This is a genomic window from Microbacterium sp. NPDC060132, assembly GCF_042729675.1.
Lineage (GTDB): Bacteria > Actinomycetota > Actinomycetes > Actinomycetales > Microbacteriaceae > Microbacterium > Microbacterium sufflavum.
In genome coordinates this window covers 1,242,480-1,266,510 of sequence record NZ_JBHWXU010000001.1, presented here as the reverse complement: position 1 = coordinate 1,266,510, position 24,031 = coordinate 1,242,480, and the positions used below count along the sequence as shown (strand labels likewise).

The window sequence follows — 24,031 nt, the reverse complement described above, 5'->3', positions numbered from 1 at the left end:
GTCCGGGTGATCCTCACGAGGCCGTTCGACATCATCGCTGTGGCGGCGCGGGCGGTGGATTTCGGATCCGCCGCAGAGAGGACCGACCGTACGCCCACGCCTCTTCGCAGCACAGCTCATCGAAAGAAGGACGTGGTCGCGGACTGGTCTTCGGGCCGTCAGGCCCACAGACCAACGTAACGAAATGGCCGGTCAGGGACAAATCCTGGGCCGGGAACGGGCCCGGGTTTCCGGTGCTGACCGGGGGATAGTACGAGCGTCTAGCAATCTCGGCGACGGGGGTTCACGGGCGTCGCACACTGCGCGTCACGGTGAACTTCGGGGTGCGTCGGAGCTGCTCCGTCCGCCCGATCAGTCGCGTCAGCTCGGGGCGGTACGCGAGGCCGGAGTTGTACACCGTGAACAGCTCGCCGCCCGGCCGGAGCAGTCGCGCGGCGGCCTCGAACAGCCGGGTCGCGGCCCCCGTGTGCACGCTGCTGCCGAGGTGGAACGGCGGGTTCAGCAGCACCACGTCGAACGCCCCGTCGGGCAGGTCGGATCCGGCGTCGTCGTGGGTCACGGTGACGCGGTCGGCGACGCCGTTCGCGGCCGCGGTCGCCCGGGTCGAGGCCACGGCCGCGGCCGAGCGATCGGTCGCGGTCACCGCGTCCCCGGGGTGCGCGAGGGCCCAGGACACCGCGAGCGCGCCCGTGCCGCAGCCGAGGTCGAGCACACGGCGCGGATCCTCGGCGTTCACGACTCCGGAGAAACCCTCGTTCTCCGGCAGTTCCGGCGGGGATGCAGCCCCGGGGCGAGCGGTTCTCCGGCGTTGTGAACCGTCGAGCGCGAGCGCCTCGAGCAGCACGCGCGTGCCGATGTCGAGGCGGGGTCCGGCGAACGCGCCGCCGTGCGCGACCAGGGCGAGGCCGTCGTGCGCGGCCCGCACGGGGAAGGGCGGCTGCGCGGGGACGGCCAGCGGCTGCGACGCCACGAGCAGCCGCGACTTGCGCTCGGCCCGCTGCGGCTGCACCTCCCCGAAGCTCCGCCGCAGCACCTCGTTCTGCGCCAGGGTCATGTGCTTGACGCGACCCCCGGCCACGAGCACCGCGTCGGGCGCGGCCCAGCGGGCGACCGCATCTGCGATCTGCTCCAGTTCCGCGAGGACCTTGGGCAGCTGCAGCAGCACGAGCCGTGCCCCGCGCAGCAGCGTCTCGTCGAGCTCGTGCGTCGTGAAGCCGTCGAGTCCCAGCTCCTCCGCGTTGCGGGCGAGGGCGCGGCGCCCGGTCGCGAGGTCCTGGTGCACCCGGATCCCCCGGAGCCCGGACGCCACGAGCGGCAGGGTGATCGCGCCGTAGTCGTCCCCGATCACGGCGATCTCGGCACCGGTGATCCCGCTGTCGAGCGCCCGCGACGCGAGCAGCAGGTCGGTGGCGTCGTGCGCCTGGAGGTTCTCGGCCTCGACGTCGGGCCAGCGGCGCAGGCGGGCGTAGGGGAACTCCGGCACCAGCCCACTGTACGCGGGCGCCGTAAGGATTCCGCATGCGTCCGCTTCACCGGATTCACAAGTTCGTGAAGCGGGCGTACGCTCCCGCGCATGAGCACCGTGATCGCCACCCAGAGCCTCACCAAGCACTACGGGCACGTGCACGCCCTCGACGGTCTCGACCTGAGCGTCGAGTCCGGTCAGGTGCACGGATTCCTCGGGCCGAACGGCGCCGGCAAGTCCACCACGATCCGCATCCTCCTGGGCCTCGCCCGCCGCACCGGGGGCGCGGTGACCGTGTTCGGCGAGGACCCGTGGCGTCGGGCCGTCGAGCTGCACCGGCGCATCGCCTCCGTGCCGGGCGACGTGAGCCTGTGGCCCAACCTCTCCGGGGGCGAGGCCATCGACCTGCTCGCCCGGCTGCGCGGAGCCCGCACGCACGACGCCGCCTACCGGCGCGAGAAGGCCCGGTTGCTGGAGGCCTTCCAGTTCGACCCGCGGAAGAAGGGCCGCGCGTACTCGAAGGGCAACCGCCAGAAGGTGGCGCTGATCGCGGCCTTCGCCGTGCCGGCCGACCTGCTCATCCTCGACGAGCCGACCAGCGGGCTCGACCCCCTCATGGCGGTGATCTTCCAGCGCGAGGTCGCGCGGGCCCACGAGAACGGCGCGACCGTGCTGCTGTCGAGCCACATCATGAGCGAGGTCGAGCAGCTGTGCGACCGCGTGTCGATCATCCGCGCCGGGCGCATCGTCGAGACCGGCACGCTCGCCGACCTGCGGCACCTCACCCGCAGCGACGTGTCGTTCACGGCCCCGGGTGTCCCGCTCGACCGCGTCGCCGCGATCCCCGAGGTGCACGACGCCACGGTGCACGACGACCGCTTCCGCCTCACCGTCGACAGCGACCGCACCGCCGCGGTGCTGCCCGCCCTCGCCACGCTCGGGATCTCCGACCTCCGCGTGGCTCCGCCCTCGCTCGAGGAGCTGTTCCTGCGGCACTACGGCGACGACCTCGCGACGCTCGAGGCGGCGGAGGACGGCGGGTCCGACGGGGAGCCGTCCACCCGGCGCTCCCGCCACGCGAAGGGTCGTGCGTGATGGACCGCTTCGGGGTGCTGCTGCGCCAGCGCATCCGCCGCGACCGGGTGCAGGTGCCGCTGTGGATCCTCGGGACGGCGCTCATGGCGTTCGCGGGGTATGCGGGCGTCACGCAGTCGTACTCGACCCTGGCCGACCGGAAGAACATCCTGGCCGCGGCGCTCGCGAACCCGGTGATCCTGATGTTCCGCGGCCTGCCGTCCGGCACCTCGGAGGGCGCGTTCCTGGCCTTCGAGATCCTGCCGTGGCTGGCGATGCTGGCGGCCCTCATGAGCACGTTCCTCGCGGTGCGGCACACCCGGGGCGACGAGGAGTCGGGGCGCGCCGAGCTCGTGTGGGCGACACCCGCCGGACGACACCTTCCCACCGTCGCGACGATCGTGCACGGCCTCCTCGCCAACGTCGTGCTGGGTGCACTGACCGCGGTCGCCCTGCTCGCGACCGGGCTGCCCGTCGCCGGTTCGCTGCTCTCCGGCGCCGCGGCCGCCTCCTGCGGCGTCGCCTTCCTCGGGATCGCCCTGCTCGCGGCGCAGCTGCTGCGCACGTCGCGCGGCGCGAACTCCGCGGCTGTGTGGGTGCTCGTGGCCGCCTTCCTGCTCCGGGGCATCGGCAACGCCGCCGGGACCCCGAACGACGAGCTGACCGCGATCGCGAGCGCCTGGCCTGCGTGGCTGTCGCCGTTCGGCTGGGCGGAGCAGACGCGCCCGTACGACGTCGATGCGGCCTGGCCCGCGGTCCTGGGACTGGCGCTCGGCCTCGTCCTGGCCGCCGGGGCCCTGGCACTGCAGGGCCTGCGCGATGTGGACGCGGGCTTCGTGGCCGAACGCCCCGGCCGTTCCGCGGCGCGGCCCGCCCTCTCGTCGCCGCACGCGCTGGTGTGGCGACTCACCTCGGGCGCGGTCGTGGGGTGGGCGGTCGGCGGACTGCTCACCGGGCTGCTCGCCACGACCCTGGGCGGCGTGGTCGACCAGATCGCGGGCGAGAATCCCGCCGTGACCGACATCCTGGAGAAGATCGGCGGCGCGACCGGCGGGCTCGACGAGGTCGTGGTGACCGTGTTCTTCACGCTGCTGGGCATCCTCGCGGCCTGCTGCGCGGTGCAGACCGTGGTGCGCGCGCGGCAGGAGGAGGCGCGGAGCACGGTCGAGCTCGTGCTCTCGACCCCCACCGGACGGGTGCGGTGGCTGGCCGACCATGTGATCGTCGGCGTGGGCGCGGTGCTCATCGTGGTCGCCGCCGCCGTGCTGGGTGGCTGGCTCGGCGTGTGGTCGCGCGACGGCGACAGCGAGTTGTATCGCATCGTGGCCGTGGCGGGCGCGGGACAGGCGGTCGCGGCGGTGGTGTTCGTGGCGCTCACGGCCCTCGTGTTCGTGGTGCTGGCGCGCGCGACCATCCCCGTGGCGTGGATCCTGGTCCTGCTCGCGGCGCTGCTCGGCATGTTCGGCCCGCTGTTCGGGCTGCCGGACTGGAGCGCGAACCTCTCCCCGTTCGCGGTGACCCCGGTGGTCGACGGCGACGGCGTCGACGTGCGCGGGCTGTGGTGGCTCGTGCTCGTGGTCGCCGGGGCCACGGCGGGCGCCCTGGCCCTCATGCGTCGGCGCGAGCTCGCGACGGGCGGGTAGTGCGATGACGCGGGCACCGGGCGGGGAGGCCGCGAACGCCGACGACGGGTCGGACGCGACGGCGGGCGATGCCGAGCAGCAGCGCGAGCACCGGGGCGTGGAACCGGCGGAGCAGGCGGCGGCGATGCTCACGGCGGCGGGGATGCCGCGGATGCCGGCGCGCGTGATGATGGCCCTGGTCGCGGCGCCCGAGGGCGGGTACACCGCGGCCGAGCTGGCCGAGCGGCTCGGCGTCTCCCCCGCGGCGGTGTCGGGGGCGGTGCGCTACCTGCAGCAGCTGCATTTCATCCAGCGGCGCCCGCGGCCGGGTGAGCGCCGTGACCGGTACGCGTTCGTGCACGATCCCTTCTACCGCTCGATCGTGGGCAACCTTCCCGTGTACGCGCGGCTCGCGGAGTACATCGACGACATCGCGGGCGCGCACGGCGACGATCCCGACGCGCAGGCGCGGGCGGTCGAGCTGGCCGCGTTCTTCCGGTTCCTGTCCGCGCGCATGCGGCAGATCGTGGAGGAGTGGCACGAGTCGCGGCACGACCGGAGCTGATCGTCGCGATCCGGAGGGTTGACATACGCGCGGGTTACATGGTTACTTAGTCGAGTAAGTAACCCACCAACCCAGCGGAGGACTCGTGATCGAAGAAGGCAAGCCGCTCTTCCTCCAGATCGCCGAGCAGATCGAGGACTCGATCCTCGACGGCTCACTCGCCGAGGAGGCGCAGGCCCCTTCCACGAACGAGCTCGCCGCGTTCTACCGCATCAACCCCGCCACGGCGGCGAAGGGAGTCGCGATGCTCACCGAAAAGGGAGTGCTCCACAAGCGCCGAGGCATCGGCATGTTCGTCTCGGAAGGCGCCAGGGACCTGCTCCTCGGCGAGCGCCGCGCGGCCTTCGCCGACCGCTACATCGACCCGCTCCTCGCGGAGGCCCGCACGCTGGGCCTCGGCGCGGAAGACCTCGCGGACCTGCTCCGGCAGCGCGCCGCACACACCCCCACCCCAGAAGGGAAGAACCCCGCATGACCGCCGTCATCGAGGTGCAGAACCTCACCAAGCGCTACAAGGAGAAGAGGGCGCTCGACAACGTCTCGCTCGCCCTCGAAGCGGGCTCGATCTACGGGCTCCTCGGCCGCAACGGTGCCGGGAAGACGACCCTCATGTCGATCCTCACGGCCCAGAACTTCGAATCGTCCGGCACCGTGAAGGTGTTCGGCGAGCACCCGTACGAGAACGCACACGTGCTCGGCCGCATCTGCTTCGTGCGCGAGAGCCAGAAGTACCCGGACGACGCCTACCCCAAGCACGCGTTCAAGGCCGCGAGCCTGTTCTTCCCGAACTGGGACCAGGCGTTCGCCGATGAGCTGATCGCGGAGTTCCAGCTGCCGATGAAGCAGACCATCAAGAAGCTGTCGCGCGGACAGCTCTCGGCGGTCGGCGTGATCATCGGACTCGCCTCGCGCGCCGAGATCACCTTCTTCGACGAGCCGTACCTCGGGCTCGACGCAGTCGCCCGGCAGATCTTCTACGACCGCCTGGTGGAGGACTACTCCGAGCACCCGCGCACCATCATCCTGTCCTCGCACCTGATCGACGAGGTGTCGAACCTCATCGAGAAGGTCATCGTGATCGACAACGGACGGATCCTGCTGAACGAGGACACCGATGCCGTGCGTGACCGCGCGGTGACTGTGGTGGGCGAGGCCGCGAAGGTCGACGCCTGGGCGGAGGGCCGCGAGATCCTGCACCGCGACGAGCTCGGCCGGGTGGCCTCGGTCACCGTCATGGGCCGGCTCTCGCCCGAGGAGCGCTCCGCGGTCGTCGCCGCGGGCCTCGACCTCACGCCGGTGTCGCTGCAGCAGCTCGTCGTCCGGCTCACCCAGAAGAACGACGCCGCCGCCGACAGAGCCGGTGCGGTGAAGGAGGAGGTCCGCTGATGCGCACGTTCAACGTCATCCGCCTGCAGCTGATCAACAAGGGCACCTTCATCTGGTACCCGCTCATGATCCTCGGCGCGGCCACGATCATCTCGATCCTGATCTACGCGATGATCCCCGTCGACACCCCCAAGTACGGCGGGGGCGGCCAGGCGCCGCTCTGGTACTTCTTCGCGGTGGGCATGTCGGCGATGACCCTCACGTTCCCGTTCTCGCAGGCGATGAGCATCACGCGCCGGGAGTTCTTCTTCGGCACGATGCTGACGGCCATCCTCGGCAGCGCGATCATGGGCGTGCTCTTCCTGATCGGCGGCGGCATCGAGATGCTCACCGACGGCTGGGGGGTCAACGGCTACCTGTTCTACCTGCCGTGGCTGTGGGACGCGGGACCCCTGGGCGCCTTCGTGGTGTTCTTCACGCTCGCCCTGTTCTTCTTCGTGGTCGGCTTCACCGGCGCGACGATCTACAAGAGCTGGGGTCAGCTGGTGCTGCTGATCGTGAGCATCGGCCTGGGGCTCATCCTGGTGGGGCTGGTGTTCCTCGCGACACGGCTCGACCTGTGGAACCACGTCGGCGCGACGATCATGGACCTCGGCGCCCTCGGCCTGGCCGTGTGGGGCCTGGTGATCACCGCCGTCCTGACCGTCGTCTCGTTCCTCGCCTTCCGGCGGACCATCCCCTGATCGGGCCACCCGGCACGAGGGATGCCGCGGCCGCGCACTCGGTGCGGGCCGCGGCATCCGGGCGTCCGGGGCACTACCCGCAGACCGCAGCGGAGGCAACCCCACTCCTCCGCCGTCCGTTCGCGCGTAACGTCCAGGAGCAGAACCCGCCCGTCCGAGGAGAGAGGATGCCGTGACGCCCGAGGAACGCCGCCTCCGCGACCACCCGCGCCTGCGCCTGCGCGAACGCCGGTCGTACCTCTCGCGCACCCTGCGCGACGCCGTGCGACCGCCGCGGCTGCTGCTCGTGGCGAAGACGGCGCTCGCGGTCGGGCTCGCGTGGGCCGTCGCGCCGCACATGCCGGGCGTCACCGACGAGTATCCGTACTACGCGCCGCTCGGTGCTCTGGTGAGCATGTACCCGACGCTGATGGGCTCGATGCGCTCGAGCCTGCAGACGCTGTTCGGGCTCGCCGCGGGCATCGGCCTGGCTGCCCTGATCGTGCTCACCGTCGGTCCGACGTGGTGGACCATCCCGCTCGTGGTGGGTCTGGGCGTGCTGCTGTCAGGCACGGGGTGGTTCGGCGCCGGACGCGAGTACGTGCCGATGGCCGCGCTGTTCGTGCTGATCATCGGGGGACAGAACGCCGACGACTACTCGGTGGGGTACCTGGCGCAGATGGCCGTCGGCGTGGTGATCGGGCTCCTGGTGAACCTGTTGATCGCGCCCGCTCCCCTCGCCGCGGCGGCTGCGTCGAGAGTGGAGTCCTTCCGCACGCAGCTGGGCGAGCACCTGCACGACATCGGGTACGCGGTGTCGGAGTCGTGGCCGCCGGAGACCGCGCAGTGGGCGGAGGACGCGGCGTCCCTCGCCGAGACCACCGCCGATCTGCGGGCGGCGCTGGCCGAGGCCGACGAGAGCGTGCGGTACAACCCACGCGCGCGACGCCGGCACGTGGGGACAGCGCACATCCACGAGGACCTCTCGACGCTCGACCGGATCGCCCACCTGATCCGCGACATCGCCGATGCGACCGCCGACACCATCTGGGACCGGCCCGCCGCCATCCCGCTCGACCCCGCGCTGCCCGAGCCCCTGTCGGCGGCCTGTCACGCGGTGGCCGACGTGATCGCCGAACCCGATCCCGGCTCGAGCGAGGCGCACCGCCGGCGGGGTGAGGCCGCGCGGGCGACCCGCCTGCTGCTGGAGCGTGTGGACGACCGCACGTTCGACGCGCGCAGCACGATGGGTCCCGGCGTGCTGACGGCGATGCACCTGCGGCGGATCCTGATCCTCAGCGGCGAGCGCCCGGACGGCGACGCGTGAGTCAGCGCGACGGGTGAGCCAGGGCGACGGGTGAGTTAGATGGTGTCGTCGGCGACGACGATGTCGAGTTGCCAGTAGCGACCGTCGGGGTCTGTGGCGTCGTGCGCGTCGTCGGCCGCCGACAGCACGTCGTTGACCTGGCGCATCACGCCTTCGAACTCGGCCTCGGTCAGGCGGATCGTGCGCTGCACGAACGACGCGTGTACCTCGGTCGTGCGGCCGGCGACGTACTCGGGGCTCCAGGCGAGTACGCGGCGCACCAGCTCGCCGTGCTCCTCCGCCAGGGCGGCGACCACCGCGCCGCCGAGCGCCTCATCGGCCACCGGGTTCTGCGGGTCGCCGAGGTTGAGGGCGCGCTTGCGTCCGGTCCAGACCCGGTCGCGGCGGTCGCGCGCGCGGTCGGGAGCCTCCTCGATGAGTCCGGCGTCGGCGAGCACCCGGAGGTGGAAGCTCGCGCTGTTCGCGGGAACGCCGAGCTCGGCGGCGATGTCGGCGGCCCGCAGGTGCTCGCGGCGCGCGATGAGGCGCAGGATCCGGCGGCGCAGCGGATGCGAGTACGCCTTCAGCATCGCCGAGGTCATGAAGACGGCGTCGTCGCCCGCGCTCGTCCCCGCGTCGTCGGCCATGCCCCGATCCTATCGGCGGACAATTGCGCACCTCTAGTTGCGCAATTTATGTTGCGCATCTATGGTCGAGCCATGACCACCGCCACCACCCCCCACCGCCTGTGGCGCAACACCCGCTACCTCACCTGGCTCGTGAGCGACACCAGCAAGGGGCTCGCCGCCTCCCTGTTCGGCTTCGCCGTCCCGCTCCTGGCGCTCCTCATCACGAACGACCCCGCGCAGGCGGGCATCATCGGCGCCGCCGGACTCGTCGCCCGCGTGCTGCTCACGCTCGCCGGGGGCGTGCTCGCCGACCGCCACCGACGCATCGCCCTCATGCTGCTCGGCTCCCTGCTGGGCATCGTCCTCGCGGGCGCCTTCACTCTGCTCGCGATCGGCGACGCCCTCACCTTCACGTCACTGCTCGTGATCGACGTGCTGCTCGCCGCCCGCAGCGGCCTGTTCGACGTGGCCGGCGAGAGCGCGCTCAAGGAGATCGTGCCCGACGAGGCGATGGGCCGCGCCCAGGCCGCGAACCAGGGCAGGGACGCGGCGCTCCAGCTCGCCGGCGGCCCGCTCGGCGGACTGCTCCTCGGCCTCGGCGGCTGGGTGGTCGGTGCGGTCATGACGCTGTGCCACGCCGTCGCCGCGGTGACCGCCTGGATGCTGCGCCGGCAGACGCGACGGGCGGGGATCGCCGACACCGGAGCCGAGGACGACGACGTGCCGGCGGACGAGCCGGCCCTGCGTCCCCACGCGGGGCGCGAGCTGCGGGAAGGCTTCACCTGGCTGCTCTCCCGCCGCGACCTCGGTGGCGTGATGATCATCCTCACCATCGTGAACCTCGGGTTCAACGCGGCCATCACGACCGTCGTCTACGCGCTGCAGCAGGCGGGGCACTCCGAGCTGCTGATCGGCACCCTGAGCGCGGTGATCGGCGCGGTCATGCTGGTGGGGGCCGTGCTGGCGCCGCTGCTCGTGCCACGCGTCCCCGCGGGCATCCTCACGGTGGGCGGCCTCGCCGTCGTCGCGCTCGGCGCGGTCGCCCTGACCACGGTGCGCGAGCCCTGGGCGATCGCGGTGGTGCTCGGCGTGTCGGTCCTGCTGCTCCCCGCCCTGAACGCCGCCCTCCTCGGCTACTTCATGGTCGCGACACCCTCGCGGCTGCTCGGCCGCGCGAACAGTGCCATCGGGGTGCTCGCGATGGGGGCGATGCCCCTGGCCCCGCTGATCGCCGGGTTCGGGCTCTCCTGGCTCGGCCGCGAGGGCACGATCCTCGTCTGCGCCGGCCTGTGCCTGGTCGCGGCCGCGCTCGCGCTCGGCAATCGCGCGCTGCGTGCCCTCCCGGTCGAGGCGCGGTGGGCCGAGCACGCGGCCACCTTCGCGGCCGAGTAGCGCGAGGGCGGGCGGGAGTCAGGCGCCGATCAGTCGACTGACGGCCAAGCGGTTGAGCGACACGTGCTGCTCCGCCGCGTCGATCGCCAGCCGACGGTGCGCCTCCGGTGTGAGCCGAACCAGGAACTTGCCGGAGTAGGAGCGGTCGGAGATGGCCACGGGCGGCTCCTCCCCGTTCGCCGTCATGTCGTCGAGCACATCGGCGACGAGCTGTCGGATACCCCGGAACGCGTCGCCCTGGTCCTCCGACACCCAGGACAGCGAAGGCAACTCGGCAACCGTGCCGACATACGCGGCGTCCTCCGGGGACCATCGAACGCGGTATGCGTAGTGGTCAGGCTTCACTGTCGACATGTCCCGCTCCCTTCAGTCTGTCGATCGCCGCCAGGACCTGCCGGACCTGGTAGGCCTTCGCCGTTCCGTGATCGCTCTGGATGTTCACCCGCGGGTCTCCTGCCCGAGGCATTCGATACACGCGGTGGGAGGTGCCGCGCTGCCGCGGCTCTCCGAAGTGATGATTGCAAACCTTCACGAGGTCGGCGAATCGCACGCCTTTCGGTTGCGCCCGCATGCGTGCAACGAGGCCTTCCACAGATCCCATGATCGTGGATGGTATCAATAACGATACCATCCACGATCCGGCTGTGGAAAGCCCGCCCTCATGTATCACCGGGCTCTTGCCGTGCTCCTGGTAGGTGTGATCACAATGGGCTTCATGATCGACGGTGCCTCCGGCGCCGCCCCCCTCGATCCTGCATCCGACGACGGCCGGGCACGGTGGGAACGTGCCGCTGACCTGTTCGGCGCATGGCGCGAAGGCGACGGCCGCGCGATGGATGAGCTCGTGCGACTGCTGTCGCCCGTGCTCTGGCACGTCGTCCGCGCCTACGGGCTCGAACGCACCCTCGCGGAAGACGTGGTGCAGACCACGTGGCTGCGGCTCGTCCGCGGTCACGGCTCGATCGCCGACCCGCGCGCCGTGTCGGCCTGGCTCACCACGACCGCCCGCCGCGAGGCGTGGAAGGCCGCGAAGGCCAACGGCCGCATCGACACGACCGAGGCCGACGACCTCGACACCCTCCTGCCCGAACAGGCCTCGGCCGAGGACCACGCGACGCTCGGCGACGAGAACCGCCGACTCTGGCTCGCCGTGCGCCGCCTGACCGAGCGGTGCCAGCGCCTGCTCCGCGTGATCGCCTTCGACGACCGCCCCGACTACGCCCGCCTCGCGACCGACCTCGGCATGCCCGTCGGCAGCATCGGGCCGACCCGCAGCCGGTGCCTCGCCAAGCTGCGCGACCTGCTCGACGCCCCGGCGCCGCACACCGGAGGGGGACGCTCATGAGCGATCACGACGACGCCCGCCTGTTCGCGCGCCTGCGCACCGTGTGGGACGAGGTCGACCCGGTGCCGGCCGGACTGATCGACCGCATGGTCGCCGCGGTCGCCGCCGACGGGCTCAACCGCGAGTACGCGCTGCTGACCCTCGTGGAGGGGCAGCTCGGCGCCGTGCGGGGAGACGCCGACGCGCTCACGCTGCAGTTCAGCGACGGCACCACGAGCATCCTGCTGCACGTGACCACCACCGCGTCCGGACGGCGCCGCGTCGACGGCTGGGTCGACACCACCGCCGCGCGGATCGTGCTGGCCCAGGGCGACCGCACGCGCACCACGACGCCCGCGGAGACCGGGCGCTTCCAGTTCGACGACGTCCCGCCCGGGCTCAGCCGCGTGCGGCTGACCACGCTCGACGGCGACGAGGAACGCACGCTGGAGACCCCGCAGTTCGAGCTGTGACGGCGGGCGATGGAGCCCGCACGGAGAGGATGACCGATGGAGCAGCCCCAGGGATGGACGTGGCAGGACCGCGCGGAGGGATCGATCCGCCGCGGCACCGCTCTCGACCCAAGCACGGAACCCGTGGACGGCATCCGCGCCTTCCCCACCGCGTACCTGCCCGAACGCCTGCTGATCACGCGCACCGTCGGTGACCAGGAGGCGTACGACCGCGAGGTGCGCACGCTGCGCGACGCCGCCGACACCTTCGGCTGGCGGCTCGAGATCGAATCGGCGGAGCGCGAGGTCGGCGGCGACGAGCTGGTACCGGGCGTCGCCGGGTTCCTGCGCGCGCGCCTGACCACGCCCGACGAGCCGGCCAGGGGCGAGTCGCCCGTCGCGCCGGACGCCTGGCGGGTGCTGCAGCGGGCACGGCGCCTGTCGCGGTCGACCATGCCGCGCACGAGCCTCGAGCACGTGCTGTCGATCGACCCGGTCGGCCTCAACCCCTTCACGCGCACGAACCCGTTCACACGCACCAACCCGTTCACCCGCACCAACCCCGTGCGCGGCGCCGGTGCGGGCACCGGCGGCAGCGACGACTACCTGGAGCCGGGCCGCGGGGCGCGGCAGCCCGTCTCGTGGCTGGGGCCCGCCCCGGTGCGCGCCGCCGCGCCGAAGCGCGGACGACGCCCGGTCGTCGCGGTGCTCGACACGGGCTGCGGCGAGCACGCCTGGCTGCCGTCCGACATCGTCACGCGGCACATCGAGCTCGACGGCGTCCCGGTCGGGCTCACCGACGACGCCGACCCCGAACGCTACCCCGACCTGTACGGGCAGCTCGACGGCGAGATCGACGCGGTGGCCGGGCACGGCACGTTCATCTCCGGGATCGTGCGGCAGACCGCACCCGACGCCGACATCCTGTCGATCCGGGTGGCCGGCGCGCTCGGAGTGGTCGACGAGAGTACCCTGCTGGAGACCGTGGCGCAGGTGGTGGAGCTGCTGCGCCGGCACCGGGAGGACCCGAAGACGGGCTTCCCCATCGACGTGCTCAACCTGTCGCTCAGCTACTACCACGAGACCCCGACCGACGGGCTGTTCAGCCGCACGCTGTACGAGCTGCTGGCGAAGGCGCGCGAGCTCGGCTGCGTGGTCGTGTGCTCGGCCGGCAACGACGCGATCGACCGGCCGTCCTTCCCGGCGTCGCTGTGGCCGTGGCCGGGAGCCGACAACGGGCTGCCCGCCGACAAGGGCGCACCGCACGTGGCCGTCGGCGCCCTCAACCCGTCGTCGCGCTCGGTCGCGCTGTTCTCCAACGTCGGGCCCTGGGTGCACGTGTACGCCCCGGGCGCGGCGGTCGTCAGCACCTCGCCCGCGTTCGTCGGCGGTGCCCAGGCGGCGACCAGGGCCGACGTCGACGGACTGGTGCGTGAGACCCTCGACCCCGACGACTACCGGGGCGGCTTCGCGGTCTGGAGCGGCACGTCGTTCGCAGCGCCGTACCTCGCCGGTCGCATCGCGGCGGAGCTCGGGGCCGTCCCGGTGGCGGGCGCGACCCCGGCGGCGGCGGCGAAGGCCGTGTCCGCCGTGCTCGCCGAGCTCCCCGATCCGCACGACCGCGGCTGACCCGCACTCTTCCCCACCGGGGTCGCGGCACGGCATCCTGGACGGATGCCCCTGTCCGCGAGCGAGCTGCATCGGCGCGGCGTCGACGCGGCGAACACGCGACGGTTCGCGCAGGCCCGCCGTGCCCTCGACGCCGCGGCCGCGCGCACCGACGACCCCGAGTTGCGCGCCCGGATCGACGGCACCCGCGCCTACGTGCTGACGCAGACCGGTGACCCCGCGGCCGCCGAGGAACTGTGCCGGGCGGCCCTCGCGCGCGCGGGACTGCAGCCCGAGACGGTGGCGCTGCTCGGCGGCCAGCTCGGCACCCTGCTCATGCACCGCGGACGACTGCCCGAGGCCGAGGCCGAGCTCTCCCGCGCCATCGACGCGCTCTCCGCCGCGGGGACCGAGAGCACCGAGCTCGCGAACTGCCTGATGAACCGCTCGGTCGTGCGCATGCAGCGCCACGAGCTCGACGCGTGCGTCGCCGACCTCCGCCGCGCCCTCGCCGTGTATCAGGCGCATGACGCCCGCGGCCCGGTCGCCGAGGCCACGCACAACCTGGGCTACGCGGCGCTGCTGGGCGGCGACCTCGTGGGCGCCCTCGCGCTCATGACCCGCTCCCGCCCCGCCCTGGCGGAGGCGAGCGACCTGGCCGCCGCGATCGCCGACCTCGATCGGGCCGAGGTGCTCCGCGACGCGGGCCTGACGACCGAGGCGGAGGTGCTGCTCGGGCGGGTGGCCGTGCAGTTCGGGGCGCAGCGCATGCGGCAGGCGCGCGGCGAGGCGGAGTTCCACCTGGCGCGGTCACTGCTGCGCCATGATCCCGCGGCCGCCGAACGCGCGGCACGTCTGGCCGCCCGACGGTTCACCGCCCTCGCGACACCGGGGTGGACGGCGCGGGCCGAGGCCGTGCGACTGGAGGCACGGCAGCGCGCCCACCCCGACCGGGCGATCCCGGCCGAGGAGTTCGAGCGTGTCGCCCGTGACCTCGACCGCAGCGGATTCCGCACCGAGGCGACGGCGCTGCGCCTGACCGCACGGCGCGACGGAGCCGGGCGGCTGCCCCGCATCGCCGCGTCCGCCCCCACGCCCCTGCGGCTGCGCGTCCACGAGGTGCGGGCAGCGAGGGCCCTGCACCGAGGCCGCGACCGGGCGGCGCTGCGGGCCGCGGGCGAGGGCCTCGACCTGCTGTCGTCGTGGCAGCAGTCGTTCGGCGCGCTCGACCTGCAGGCCTCGGTCGCGATGCACGCGAGCGACCTCGTGTTCACCGGGCTCACGGCGGCGGCGCGCCTCGGCGACCCGGAGACCCTGTTCGAGTGGTCGGAGCGGGCCCGTCACCTCAGCCAGCAGGTCGCGCCGGTGCGGCCCCCGCACGACGCGGACCTGGCGGCGGACCTGGCGGAGCTGCGGATGCTGCGGGCAGAGCTCGCGGGTGCCGACTGGACGACCGACGCGCGGGTGCGGATGCTGCGCGACCGGGTGCGCGAGAGGCAGTGGACGGCGACCGGCTCCGGCGCCGCGCGCGAGCGGCTCGGCCTGGCGGCGGCGTCTGCACTCCTCCCGCACGACACCGCGGTGTTCTCCTACGTCTTCACCGGCTCCGAGCTGCACGCCGTGGCGGTGACCGAGGGCCGGGCGCGCATCGTGGAGCTGGACTGGCCGCGGGTGCGGGCGGCGCTCGACGGGCTGCGGGCCGACCTCGACATGGCCGCTCTCACCCGCGGCGGTGCGATGGGTGCGGTCACGCAGCGGTCCCTCGTCGCGCGGCTGGAGCTGCTCGACGCGGGGCTGCTCGCACCGCTGCGGCGGGCCGTGCCGCGGGCGTCGCGCGTGGCGATCACGGTGCCCGGCATCCTCGGGGGCGTGCCGTGGGCCATGCTGCCCGGCATGCGCGGGTTGCCGTTCACTCTCGTCACGTCGGTGTCGCGGTGGCTCGGAGCCGACCGGGCACCGCGCGCCGCGTCGCCCGTCGTGGGCTTCGCCGCCGGTCCTCGCGTGCGCCGCGCGGGCGAGGAGGTGCAGCGTGCGGCCTCGGCCTGGACGGACCGTGCCTCGACGCGCGTGTACGAGGGTGCGGAGGCGACGGTGGGTGCGGTGACGGCCCTCGCGGGCGACGCGGAGCTGCTGCACATCGCGGCGCACGGACGGCACGCGGTCGACAACCCCCTGTTCTCCGGGTTCGAGCTGAGCGACGGCACGCTGTTCGGCTACGACGTGGACCTGATCCCGCGGGCGCCGCGCACCGTCATCCTGTCGGCGTGTGAGCTGGGGCGCTCGTCGGTGCGCTGGGGGGAGGAGGCGCTGGGCATGACGCGGGTGTGGTTGCACGCGGGCACCGAGTGCGTGATCGCGGCACCCGTCGCGGTGCCCGACGACGATGCGTGCGAGCTGCTGGCGGCCGTGCACGCCGGGCTCACCGAGGGCGCTGCACCGGCGGACGCCCTGGCCTCCGCGGCCGTCACGACGGGCGTGATCGCGCCGTTCCAGTGCCACGGCGACGGATTCTGACCTTTTTCTCCAATCGGTGTATCAGAACCGCAGGCGGTGACTCCTGTTCTTCGGAAGGTGTCGCAGGCGAAGGGCCTCGAAGGAGGAGGCGCGAGGGAGGCGCCGTCGGATCTGGGGAAACAGCGCACTGGGGAGCGCGCACGACAGGGACACCAACTGCTCTGGGGAGCCGCGGATGCAGCCGCGACACCTCACAGGGCCTCGGCGATCTGGGGACGCCGGGGCCCTTGGGGTGCGCCCGCGCGGGCTCAGGCGAGGAGCACCGTCACAGGTCGAGGAAGTCTCCCAGCCACAGCCGGACGGAGGCGAGACAGTCCGCGGACACCCTCCCCGCGACGCCCGTGATCCGTTCCCGCGTGAGCGTGCGCGGCTGCTCGGTCATGACCCAGGACGGACGGTCCAGTCCGCTCGGCCCGTCGATGCGGATGTGATTGGGCCACCCACGGTCGGTCGTGGTGATCGGCAAGCCGATCACCAGGGTGGTGACGGCGTCCAGATACCCGGCGGAGGCGACGAGGAGGACGGGTCGGTGTCCGCCCCGTTCGCGGCCGCGCACCGGTTCCAACGACACCCAGACGATCACTCCGGGGGCGAGATCAGGGTCTGCCATCAGGAGGCGTCTGCCGATTCGACCCGCTCCCACGCCGCCGTCTCGGCCGCATGCGAAGCGGCGTCCTCGGGAGAGGAGAGGGCGACCGCCGTGCGCAGCGACTCGAGGCGTCGGCGGCGATCCTCGGCGTCGGCGAGATGGGCGAGGTGAGCGCCCAGTGTCAGCCCGTCGCGAGCCGCCTGATCCTTCAGCCGATCGCGGAGCTCGTCACTCACCTTGATCGTCGTGGTCATACTTTCAGTATACTGAGCCCCCGCCGCGCGGGCTCAGGCGAGGAGCACGACGTACCCGGCGTTGCGCAGCGCCTCGACCAGCGCGGGCTCGGCCCCGCGGTCGGTGATGACGGTGTGGAACAGCTCGGGTCCGCCCACCGCGGAGAACGCCTCGACGCCGAGCTTGCTGCCGTCGGTCACCACGACCGCGCGCCGGGCACGCTCGGCCATCATGCGGTTCACGGCGGCCTCGCGCTCGTCCTGCGTGGTGGCACCCGCCGCGGCGTCCATGCCGTTCACGCCCAGGAACGCGATGTCGAGCCGCACCCCGCGCAGCAGCTGTTCCACGAACGGCCCCACGAGCTCGTACGTGCGGGAGTGGATGACGCCGCCGGTGACCACGACCTTGATGTCGGGCCGCGTAGCGAGCTGTGCCGCGATATTGACCGCGTTCGTGACGACCGTGACCCCGCCGTCGGCGGCCAGGTCCTCCCTGGCGGCGAGGGCGGCCGCGATCGCGGTCGTCGTGGTGCCCCCGGAGAGACCCACCACCATGCCGGGCGACACCAGGTCGGCCGCGGCCTGGGCGATGCTCGCCTTCTCGTGCGTGCGCAGGTGGCTCTTGTAGCGGATGGGCAGCTCGTAGGCGACCGTCTGCGCCACCGCACCGCCGTGCGTGCGCGTGAGCAGGCGCTGCTCGGCCAGGGTGTCGAGGTCGCGGCGGGTGGTGGCCGGCGAGGCGCCGAACCGGTCGACGAGCTCGTCCACCGTGACCTCACCGCTGGCGGCGAGCAGGTCGAGGATCGCGTTCAGCCGTGCCGCCCGCTTCACCGCGTGCTCCCGGAGGGGTGCTGCGGCGGGAACCCGCGACCTCCGTGGTGACGGCCGACCGCGAGCGCCTGCGGCCCTGTCGCCGCCACGCTCATCCCGCGGCCGCCGTGTCGGTCTGCAGCGCGAACAGCCGCAGCATCCGCGCCGCCTCCTGCGCCAGCGCGTCGCGGGCGGGTGCGAGGTACTTCCGGGAGTCGACCAGCCGCTCGTCGCGGTCCAGCACATCGCGCACGGCCCGCGTGAAGAAGCCGTTCAGATGGGTCGAGACGTTGATCTTGGTCATGCCCGCCCGCACCGCGTCGGCGATCACGGCGTCGGCCACCCCGGACGAGCCGTGCAGCACGAGGGGCACGTCCGCCCCGGCCGCCCCGGCGCCGCGCAGTGCCGCCCGCAGCCGCGCGATGAGGTCGAGGTCGAGCGACGCCGTGCGGTCGGTCATGGCGTGCGACGAGCCGACCGCCACCGCGAGGGCGTCCACCCCGGTCGCGGCCACGAAGGCCCTGGCCTCGTCGGGGTCGGTGCGCACTCCGGGTGCGTGCGCGCCGTCCTTGCCGCCCACCTCGCCCAGCTCGCCCTCCACGAACACGCCAGCCCGGTGTGCGCGCGCGGCGACCTCGGCCGTCAGCGCGACGTTCTCGTCGTAGGGCAGCGCGCCGCCGTCGAACATGACGGAGCCGAAGCCGAGCGCGACGGCCTCGTCGACCAGCTCCGGTCGTTCGGCGTGGTCGAGGTGCACCGCGACCGGTGTCTCCGCCCGGCGGGCCAGCGCGAGCGAGGCGAGCGCGATGGGCTCCAGGCCGCCGTGATAGTCGGCGCAGTTCTGCGAGATCTGAAGGATCACCGGGAGTCCCGCGAGGGCGGCGGCGCGCACCAGGCCCTCCGCGGTCTCGAGGTGGATCACGTTGAACGCGCCGATGCCGGTTCCGGCGTCCGAGGCGGCGGTGACGAGTTCTCTGGCGGAGACGAGGGTCACGAGGGGTCCTTTCGAAACAGGGCGGGGTCGGGGCGGGTCACGCGCAGGTGCTGCGCGAGCGCGGTCCAGCGGGGCGAGATGTCGCCGGCGAGCGGCATGAGCACGGCCGCCGCCGACCAGGCCGTCGCGCGGCGGAGCACCGTCTCGGGGTCGCGCTCGCCCTCGGCGTACAGCACGGCGCAGGCGGCGACCCCGGCGTCGCCCGCACCGGTCGGGTTCCCCGCGAGGGGCTCGTCGAGTCGCGCGTGCACGAGCTCGTCGTCGGTCACCGCGAGCATGCCGTCGGCGCCCAGCGAGAGCAGCACGAGCTCGGCACCGCGCTCCAGCAGGGTGCGGGCGGCGTGCACCGGGTCGTCGATGCCGGTGGCTTCGGCGAGCTCGGCGGCGTTGGGCTTGAGCACGGTGGCCCCGGCGTCGGCGGCCCGCAGCAGCGCGGGGCCCGAGGTGTCGACGATCACGGGCACGCCGGCGTCACGCGCCACGGCGATCAGCATCGGCAGCAGCGCCTCGGGGGTGCCCGGCGGCACGCTGCCCGAGATCACGAGCACGCCCGCCGCGGGGAGCCGCTCGACCACCTCGGCCAGCACCGCCCCCCATTCCGCGTCGGAGGGGCTGACGCCGCGCTCGTTCACGATGGTGGTGTCGCCCGCGGATTCGTCGACGAGGGCGATGCTGCGCCGGGTCTCCGCCGCGACGGGCACGAGCACGTGCGGGACGCCGCTGGCGCTCAGCTCGTCCGCGAACTCGGCGCCCACGCGGCCGCCCGCGGTCGTGACGGCGAGCACGGGCGCGCCCTGCGCATGCGCGACCCTGGCCACGTTGAGGCCCTTGCCGCCCGCCCGCGCGGCCCCCGCGTCGGCGCGGTGGGTGCCGCCCTCCACGAGCCGGTCGACGCGCCAGGTCAGGTCGAGCGCGGGGTTGGGCGTGACGGTGAGGATCACGTCAGCTCCCTGGCCCGCAGGGCCGCACCGATCAGACCCGCGTTGCCGGAGAGCTCGGCGGGCACGAGCACCGGCAGCCGGTGGAAGCTGAGCCGCGCGGCCAGGCGGCGCCGCAGCTCGTCGAACAGTGCTCCTCCGGCGCGCGAGAGCCCCCCGCCGATCACCACGGCCTCGGGGGCGACCACCGCGGTGAGCTGCGCGAGCGACATCGTGAGCGCGTCGAGCGCGGAGTCCCAGATCGCGGCGGCGACCTCGTCACCCGCGGCCGCCCTGGCGATCACGTCTTTCGCGCCGTCGGGCACGACCCCGGTGGCCTCCCGATAGCGCCGGGCGATCGCACCGGCCGAGGCGACGGCCTCCAGGCAGCCGCGCGCGCCGCACGGGCAGGCCGGGCCGTCGGCGATGGGCGAGTGGCCGATCTCGCCGGCGTAACCGCCCGCGGTGTACGGCCGTCCGCCCACCAGGAGGGCGCCCGCGATGCCCGTGCCGATGACGAGGATCACGGCGTCGTCGTAGGCGCGTGCTCCACCGAGGCGGTGCTCGGCCCAGCTGGCCGCGCGCACGTCATGGTCGAACGCGACGGGCAGGCCGAGGCGTTCGCGGGCGAGGTCCCGCAGCGGGGCGTCGCGCCAGCCCATGTTGCTGGCGAACACCCCGACGCCCGCGTCGGCGTCGACGATGCCGGGCACCACGAGGCCGACCGCCTGCGGCACGACCTCGGGGTGTGCGTCGCGGAGCTCGGCGGCGAGCGCGTCCAGCCGGTCGAGGATCGCGTGCGTGCGGTCGCCGGCGACGACGGGCGTCGGGGTGCGCCGCAGCCCGAGCGCCGTGCCGTCGGCGTCGAAGAGGGCCGACTTGATGTCGGTGCCGCCCACGTCGAACGCGAGCGCCGGGGCACCGGGGCCGAGCGAGCGTACCGCGGCGAGGGTCTCGCCGGAGGCGTCCTTCTCGACGTCGGGGATCGCGTCCGCTCCGTCGATCGGGGTCATCGTTCGGCTCCGGTGCGTGCGCGGGTCATGCATCCAGGATGACGGATCGCGTGAGGTTGCGCGGCTGATCGGGGTCGAGTCCCCGCGCGAGGGCACGGTCGAGGGCCGTGCGGTGCAGGCGCACGAGGTCGGCGAGGGGGTCGATGGCGCGGTGCTCGAAGCGGGCGCCCGTGGCACGCACCTCGTCGGCGAGCCCGTCGGGGGCGTCGCCGAACTGCCAGGTGACGCGGCCGGGGGCGGCGATCGCGATCGGGCCGTGGCGATAGTCCATCGACGGGTAGGCCTCGGTCCACGACTGCGACGACTCGCGCAGTTTGAGGGCGGCCTCGTGCGCGAGCCCGATGGTCCAGCCCCGTCCGAGGAACGTGTACTGCTCCGCGTCACGCAGCTCGGCGTCGACCTCGGGCTCGGCGAGCACGGCGGTCGCGTCGGCGATCGCCCCGCTCAGGTCTTCCCCGAGCGAGGCGCGGAAGAGGGCGAGGGCCGTGGTGGCGAAGCGGGTCTGCACGACCGACTGCTCGTCGGCGAACGGCAGCAGCACGGCGTCGTCGACGAGCGAGACCAGCGGGGAGTCGGGGTCGCCGATCACGCCCACCGTGCGCACGCGTCCGCGCACGCGCTCGACCAGGTCGAGGACCTCGCTCGTGGTGCCGGACCGCGTGAGGGCGACGATGGCGTCGTAGCCGCGGTCGACGAAGGCCTCGGAGGCGGCGAACGCGTCGGTCTCCCCGTGTCCCGTGGACTCGCGCAGCGCGGCGTAGGACTGCGCCATGAACCAGGAGGTGCCGCATCCGACGACCGCGACCCTGGCCCCGCGGGCGGGCAGCCGCCCCTGCTCGGCGGTGAGATCGGCGGCGCGCTGCCACATCTCCGGCTGCGAGAGGAGTTCTTCGCGCATGTGCGCGCCGGGCAGGTTTTCGGTCATCGGTCGACCCTTTCAGACGAGTAGTTGCGTATTTGTGATTCTTTCGGGTGCGTTTCGATCATAGTATGTCACCACCATCGAGCAAGATCGGGCGAATGCTTGATTTTGTTTGTTTGCCTGACAAATAATCTGTACGTTCCACCCAAGCTTCGGCTTGACCCGAGAGGTCGCCCTCACCGCGATCGATCACCACGCACCGTCGCGTGAAGAGTGTTCTGCGACTGTGCACCACCCCCGCTCCGTCGGACGGCGGCTCGCCCGCCCACCGACCACGGCACACACAGTGAGGAATGCAATGCCCATGAAGAAGTCACTGCGGTTCGGGGCGGCTGCCGTCGCGGCCGTCGCCACGCTGTCGCTCGCCTCGTGCGGATTCGGCGGTTCGGGCGGCGACAGCGGCGGGGACGCCGACGGCAAGACCACGCTCGACCTGCTCGTCCCCAGCTACTCCGACGCAACGAAAGGGCTGTGGGAAGACGTGATCGACGGGTTCGAGAAGGAGAACCCCGACATCGACGTGAAGCTCGAAGTGCAGTCGTGGGACAACCTCGAGAAGGTCATCTCCACCAAGATCCAGGCGGGCGAGGCTCCCGACATCTACAACGGCGGGCCGTTCGCCGGGTTCGTCGGCGACGAGCTGCTCTACCCGGTCAAAGACGTCGTGTCGGACGAGGTCTACTCCGACTTCCAGGACTCCTTCATCAAGAACGCCGAGATCGACGGCACGGCCTACGCCCTGCCGCTCATCGCCTCCGCGCGCGCCCTCTTCGTCAACAACACCCTGCTGCAGCAGGCGGGCGTCGAGGCGCCCACCAACTGGGACGAGCTGCTCGACGCGGCCACCAAGGTCTCCGCGCTCGGCGGCGGGGTCGCCGGATACGGCATGCCCCTCGGCTCGGAAGAGGCACAGGCCGAGGCGGCCGTGTGGCTGTGGGGCGGCGGCGGATCGTTCGGTGACGCGTCCGAGATCACGATCGACACCCCCGAGAACCTCGTCGGTGCCGAGCAGATCAAGAAGATGATCGACGCCGGTGCGACCCAGGCCGACCCGGGCTCCACGCAGCGCTCCCCGCTGATGGACATCTTCATCCAGGGCAAGATCGGCATGCAGGTCGGCCTGCCGCCCACGGTCGGGCAGATCGCCGACAGCAACCCCGAGCTGGACTACTCGATCGTCCCGATCCCGACCAAGGACGGCTCGCCGTTCACGCTCGGCGTCATGGACCAGCTGATGGCGTTCCAGAACGACGACGACAAGAAGGACGCGATCACCAAGTTCTTCGACTACTACTACGCTCCCGACGTGTACGTGCCGTGGGTGCAGGCCGAGGGCTTCCTGCCCGTCACCAAGTCCGGCGCCGAGAAGCTGTCCGGCGAGGAGGCGCTCAAGCCGTTCCTCGACGTGCTGCCCGACGCGCAGTTCTACCCGTCGACGAACCCGAAGTGGTCGGCCGCCGACGGTGCGTTCAAGTCGCTGTTCGGTCAGCTCCAGTCGAAGCCGGCACAGGACGTGCTGACCGAGATCCAGGCGCAGGTCGACGCGGGCTGACCCGCAGAACGGAGAGGTTCGGGTATCCCATGAGCCAGACCACAGAATCCTCGAACCTCGCGGGGGCGGCGACCGGCCGCCCCCGCACCCCCGACGCCGGGGCCGCCGGTCGCGGCCGCCCCGGCGGACGGGACCTCCTCCAGGCGCTGCCCTGGATCGCACCGGCACTGGTGCTCATCATCGGCGTGGTGCTGTTCCCCGCCGGCGTCATGTTCTTCAACTCGACGCGCGACATCTCCCTCTCCGGGCTCGACAAGGGCTCGGTCGGCTTCGACAACTTCGTCACCGTGTTCACGTTCGCGGAGTTCTGGCCCATCTTCTTCCGCACGATCGTGTGGGTCGTGTCGGTGGTCGCGCTCACCGTGGTGATCTCGCTCGGGCTCGCGCAGATCCTCAACAAGGCGTTCCCCGGGCGCCAGCTCGTGCGCATGGCCGTCATCGTGCCGTGGGCGGCCTCGGTCGTGATGACGACCATGGTGTTCTACTACAGCCTCGAGCCGTACTTCGGCATCTTCAACAAGTTCCTCTACGACATCGGTCTCTCCGACGACGCGGTCGGCTACGGGTGGACGAAGAACCCCGCGACCGCGTTCACCTGGTCGATCGTGATCGCCGTGTTCGTGTCGCTGCCGTTCACCACGTACACGATCCTCGCCGGGTTGCAGGCCGTGCCCGCCGACGCGATCGAGGCCGCGAAGATGGACGGCGCCGGTCCCGCCCGCACCTACTGGTCGATCGTGCTGCCGCAGCTGCGCAGCGCCCTCGCCGTGGCGATCCTCATCAACATCATCAACGTGTTCAACTCGCTGCCGATCCTCAAGGTGATGACCGGGTCGATCCCCGGCTACGGCGCCGACACGATCATGACCCTGATCTTCAAGTACATCGAGCTGCAGAAGAAGGTCGACGTCGCCAGCGCCCTGTCCGTCGTCGCCTTCCTCATCGTGATCGTGATCGTCGCGGCGTACGTGAAGATCGTCAAGCCCATGAAGGAGGTCTGAT

24 protein-coding genes are annotated in these 24,031 nt (G+C 72.4%); 14 read left to right on the top strand and 10 right to left on the bottom strand.

Translation table 11 applies throughout. The features are described 5' to 3' along the window. Positions 1 to 283: 283 nt before the first annotated feature. Positions 284 to 1,483: a class I SAM-dependent methyltransferase gene (locus tag ACFWCH_RS06325; RefSeq protein WP_378803148.1), complete on the bottom strand. Its 1,200-nt coding sequence runs from the start codon at positions 1,481 to 1,483 to the stop codon at positions 284 to 286. A 90-nt stretch (positions 1,484 to 1,573) separates the two neighbouring features. Between ACFWCH_RS06325 and ACFWCH_RS06320 the strand changes: the two genes are divergently transcribed. The 7 genes from ACFWCH_RS06320 to ACFWCH_RS06290 all read left to right on the top strand — a co-directional run bounded on the left by ACFWCH_RS06320 (position 1,574) and on the right by ACFWCH_RS06290 (position 8,101). Next, a complete protein-coding gene (locus ACFWCH_RS06320; RefSeq protein ID WP_136032225.1) occupies positions 1,574 to 2,560 on the top strand; it encodes an ABC transporter ATP-binding protein in 987 nt (328 codons plus the stop codon). After that, complete coding sequence (locus ACFWCH_RS06315; RefSeq protein WP_378803848.1) at positions 2,560 to 4,182, top strand: ABC transporter permease; 1,623 nt, start codon at positions 2,560 to 2,562, stop codon at positions 4,180 to 4,182. Before ACFWCH_RS06320 ends, ACFWCH_RS06315 begins: the two co-directional genes overlap by 1 nt. Before the next feature lie 4 nt (positions 4,183 to 4,186). Beyond that, complete coding sequence (locus ACFWCH_RS06310) at positions 4,187 to 4,726, top strand: GbsR/MarR family transcriptional regulator (RefSeq protein ID WP_378803147.1); 540 nt, start codon at positions 4,187 to 4,189, stop codon at positions 4,724 to 4,726. 85 nt (positions 4,727 to 4,811) lie between these two features. Further along, complete coding sequence (locus ACFWCH_RS06305) at positions 4,812 to 5,201, top strand: GntR family transcriptional regulator (RefSeq protein WP_136032229.1); 390 nt, start codon at positions 4,812 to 4,814, stop codon at positions 5,199 to 5,201. Next, a complete protein-coding gene (locus tag ACFWCH_RS06300; protein WP_136036255.1) occupies positions 5,198 to 6,112 on the top strand; it encodes an ABC transporter ATP-binding protein in 915 nt (304 codons plus the stop codon). Before ACFWCH_RS06305 ends, ACFWCH_RS06300 begins: the two co-directional genes overlap by 4 nt. Continuing rightward, on the top strand, positions 6,112 to 6,795 hold the full coding sequence (locus tag ACFWCH_RS06295; RefSeq protein ID WP_136032232.1) for a hypothetical protein: 684 nt from the start codon (positions 6,112 to 6,114) through the stop codon (positions 6,793 to 6,795). The genes ACFWCH_RS06300 and ACFWCH_RS06295 overlap by 1 nt, the downstream gene beginning before the upstream one ends. A 172-nt stretch (positions 6,796 to 6,967) precedes the next feature. After that, positions 6,968 to 8,101: an aromatic acid exporter family protein gene (locus ACFWCH_RS06290; RefSeq protein WP_247638092.1), complete on the top strand. Its 1,134-nt coding sequence runs from the start codon at positions 6,968 to 6,970 to the stop codon at positions 8,099 to 8,101. 35 nt (positions 8,102 to 8,136) lie between these two features. On the opposite strand, the gene ACFWCH_RS06285 is transcribed toward ACFWCH_RS06290, so the two are convergent. Then, entirely contained in the window at positions 8,137 to 8,727 is a 591-nt protein-coding gene (locus ACFWCH_RS06285) for a helix-turn-helix domain-containing protein (RefSeq protein ID WP_378803145.1), read from the bottom strand. Between the two features lie 72 nt (positions 8,728 to 8,799). Between ACFWCH_RS06285 and ACFWCH_RS06280 the strand changes: the two genes are divergently transcribed. Then, complete coding sequence (locus tag ACFWCH_RS06280) at positions 8,800 to 10,101, top strand: MFS transporter (RefSeq protein WP_378803144.1); 1,302 nt, start codon at positions 8,800 to 8,802, stop codon at positions 10,099 to 10,101. An 18-nt stretch (positions 10,102 to 10,119) separates the two neighbouring features. Here ACFWCH_RS06280 and ACFWCH_RS06275 read toward each other — a convergent pair whose 3' ends face one another. After that, complete coding sequence (locus ACFWCH_RS06275; RefSeq protein ID WP_136032239.1) at positions 10,120 to 10,455, bottom strand: type II toxin-antitoxin system HicB family antitoxin; 336 nt, start codon at positions 10,453 to 10,455, stop codon at positions 10,120 to 10,122. A gap of 361 nt (positions 10,456 to 10,816) precedes the next feature. Here ACFWCH_RS06275 and ACFWCH_RS06270 point away from each other — a divergent pair, with 361 nt between their 5' ends. From ACFWCH_RS06270 to ACFWCH_RS06255, 4 genes are read left to right on the top strand one after another with little or no spacing between them, the layout of a single operon-like run. Next, positions 10,817 to 11,446 carry an RNA polymerase sigma factor gene (locus ACFWCH_RS06270; protein ID WP_240744591.1) on the top strand — a complete coding sequence of 210 codons (630 nt, stop codon included), beginning with the start codon at positions 10,817 to 10,819 and terminating at the stop codon, positions 11,444 to 11,446. Then, on the top strand, positions 11,443 to 11,898 hold the full coding sequence (locus ACFWCH_RS06265) for a hypothetical protein (protein WP_206252075.1): 456 nt from the start codon (positions 11,443 to 11,445) through the stop codon (positions 11,896 to 11,898). The genes ACFWCH_RS06270 and ACFWCH_RS06265 overlap by 4 nt, the downstream gene beginning before the upstream one ends. A gap of 36 nt (positions 11,899 to 11,934) precedes the next feature. Beyond that, entirely contained in the window at positions 11,935 to 13,506 is a 1,572-nt protein-coding gene (locus ACFWCH_RS06260) for a S8/S53 family peptidase (protein ID WP_247982541.1), read from the top strand. A 45-nt stretch (positions 13,507 to 13,551) separates the two neighbouring features. Continuing rightward, complete coding sequence (locus tag ACFWCH_RS06255) at positions 13,552 to 15,999, top strand: CHAT domain-containing protein (RefSeq protein WP_378803143.1); 2,448 nt, start codon at positions 13,552 to 13,554, stop codon at positions 15,997 to 15,999. A 265-nt stretch (positions 16,000 to 16,264) separates the two neighbouring features. On the opposite strand, the gene ACFWCH_RS06250 is transcribed toward ACFWCH_RS06255, so the two are convergent. From ACFWCH_RS06250 to ACFWCH_RS06220, 7 genes are all read right to left on the bottom strand, one after another. Further along, positions 16,265 to 16,609, bottom strand: a complete 345-nt coding sequence (locus ACFWCH_RS06250; protein WP_378803142.1) for a type II toxin-antitoxin system PemK/MazF family toxin — start codon at positions 16,607 to 16,609, stop codon at positions 16,265 to 16,267. Beyond that, entirely contained in the window at positions 16,609 to 16,842 is a 234-nt protein-coding gene (locus ACFWCH_RS06245) for a hypothetical protein (protein WP_136032253.1), read from the bottom strand. Before ACFWCH_RS06245 ends, ACFWCH_RS06250 begins: the two co-directional genes overlap by 1 nt. 33 nt (positions 16,843 to 16,875) lie before the next feature. After that, on the bottom strand, positions 16,876 to 17,652 hold the full coding sequence (locus tag ACFWCH_RS06240) for a DeoR/GlpR family DNA-binding transcription regulator (RefSeq protein WP_247638087.1): 777 nt from the start codon (positions 17,650 to 17,652) through the stop codon (positions 16,876 to 16,878). A gap of 91 nt (positions 17,653 to 17,743) precedes the next feature. Further along, the gene (locus ACFWCH_RS06235) at positions 17,744 to 18,625 is read right to left on the bottom strand and encodes a class II fructose-bisphosphate aldolase (protein ID WP_136036351.1); all 882 of its coding nucleotides are present in this window, start codon (positions 18,623 to 18,625) and stop codon (positions 17,744 to 17,746) included. After that, a complete protein-coding gene (locus tag ACFWCH_RS06230; RefSeq protein ID WP_136033338.1) occupies positions 18,622 to 19,566 on the bottom strand; it encodes a 1-phosphofructokinase family hexose kinase in 945 nt (314 codons plus the stop codon). The genes ACFWCH_RS06235 and ACFWCH_RS06230 overlap by 4 nt, the downstream gene beginning before the upstream one ends. Further along, a complete protein-coding gene (locus ACFWCH_RS06225; protein WP_136033336.1) occupies positions 19,563 to 20,555 on the bottom strand; it encodes an ROK family protein in 993 nt (330 codons plus the stop codon). Before ACFWCH_RS06225 ends, ACFWCH_RS06230 begins: the two co-directional genes overlap by 4 nt. Before the next feature lie 25 nt (positions 20,556 to 20,580). Then, positions 20,581 to 21,480 (bottom strand): SIS domain-containing protein, encoded by a 900-nt coding sequence (locus tag ACFWCH_RS06220; protein ID WP_136036140.1) that lies wholly within the window; start codon positions 21,478 to 21,480, stop codon positions 20,581 to 20,583. A gap of 301 nt (positions 21,481 to 21,781) precedes the next feature. Here ACFWCH_RS06220 and ACFWCH_RS06215 point away from each other — a divergent pair, with 301 nt between their 5' ends. Next, entirely contained in the window at positions 21,782 to 23,029 is a 1,248-nt protein-coding gene (locus ACFWCH_RS06215; protein WP_136033332.1) for an extracellular solute-binding protein, read from the top strand. A 29-nt stretch (positions 23,030 to 23,058) separates the two neighbouring features. Continuing rightward, positions 23,059 to 24,030: a carbohydrate ABC transporter permease gene (locus ACFWCH_RS06210; protein WP_136045098.1), complete on the top strand. Its 972-nt coding sequence runs from the start codon at positions 23,059 to 23,061 to the stop codon at positions 24,028 to 24,030. The last annotated feature ends 1 nt before the right edge of the window (position 24,031 follow it).

Coding starts and splice junctions, on each gene's coding strand:
- ACFWCH_RS06245 (WP_136032253.1), bottom strand. CDS start 16,842: ATGACCACGACGATCAAGGTGAGTGACGAGCTCCGCGATCGGCTGAAG.
- ACFWCH_RS06275 (WP_136032239.1), bottom strand. CDS start 10,455: ATGTCGACAGTGAAGCCTGACCACTACGCATACCGCGTTCGATGGTCC.
- ACFWCH_RS06320 (WP_136032225.1), top strand. CDS start 1,574: ATGAGCACCGTGATCGCCACCCAGAGCCTCACCAAGCACTACGGGCAC.
- ACFWCH_RS06255 (WP_378803143.1), top strand. CDS start 13,552: ATGCCCCTGTCCGCGAGCGAGCTGCATCGGCGCGGCGTCGACGCGGCG.
- ACFWCH_RS06225 (WP_136033336.1), bottom strand. CDS start 20,555: ATGACCCCGATCGACGGAGCGGACGCGATCCCCGACGTCGAGAAGGAC.
- ACFWCH_RS06210 (WP_136045098.1), top strand. CDS start 23,059: ATGAGCCAGACCACAGAATCCTCGAACCTCGCGGGGGCGGCGACCGGC.
- ACFWCH_RS06300 (WP_136036255.1), top strand. CDS start 5,198: ATGACCGCCGTCATCGAGGTGCAGAACCTCACCAAGCGCTACAAGGAG.
- ACFWCH_RS06280 (WP_378803144.1), top strand. CDS start 8,800: ATGACCACCGCCACCACCCCCCACCGCCTGTGGCGCAACACCCGCTAC.
- ACFWCH_RS06260 (WP_247982541.1), top strand. CDS start 11,935: ATGGAGCAGCCCCAGGGATGGACGTGGCAGGACCGCGCGGAGGGATCG.
- ACFWCH_RS06310 (WP_378803147.1), top strand. CDS start 4,187: ATGACGCGGGCACCGGGCGGGGAGGCCGCGAACGCCGACGACGGGTCG.
- ACFWCH_RS06285 (WP_378803145.1), bottom strand. CDS start 8,727: ATGGCCGACGACGCGGGGACGAGCGCGGGCGACGACGCCGTCTTCATG.
- ACFWCH_RS06270 (WP_240744591.1), top strand. CDS start 10,817: ATGATCGACGGTGCCTCCGGCGCCGCCCCCCTCGATCCTGCATCCGAC.
- ACFWCH_RS06220 (WP_136036140.1), bottom strand. CDS start 21,480: ATGACCGAAAACCTGCCCGGCGCGCACATGCGCGAAGAACTCCTCTCG.
- ACFWCH_RS06265 (WP_206252075.1), top strand. CDS start 11,443: ATGAGCGATCACGACGACGCCCGCCTGTTCGCGCGCCTGCGCACCGTG.
- ACFWCH_RS06315 (WP_378803848.1), top strand. CDS start 2,560: ATGGACCGCTTCGGGGTGCTGCTGCGCCAGCGCATCCGCCGCGACCGG.
- ACFWCH_RS06295 (WP_136032232.1), top strand. CDS start 6,112: ATGCGCACGTTCAACGTCATCCGCCTGCAGCTGATCAACAAGGGCACC.
- ACFWCH_RS06250 (WP_378803142.1), bottom strand. CDS start 16,609: ATGGCAGACCCTGATCTCGCCCCCGGAGTGATCGTCTGGGTGTCGTTG.
- ACFWCH_RS06215 (WP_136033332.1), top strand. CDS start 21,782: ATGAAGAAGTCACTGCGGTTCGGGGCGGCTGCCGTCGCGGCCGTCGCC.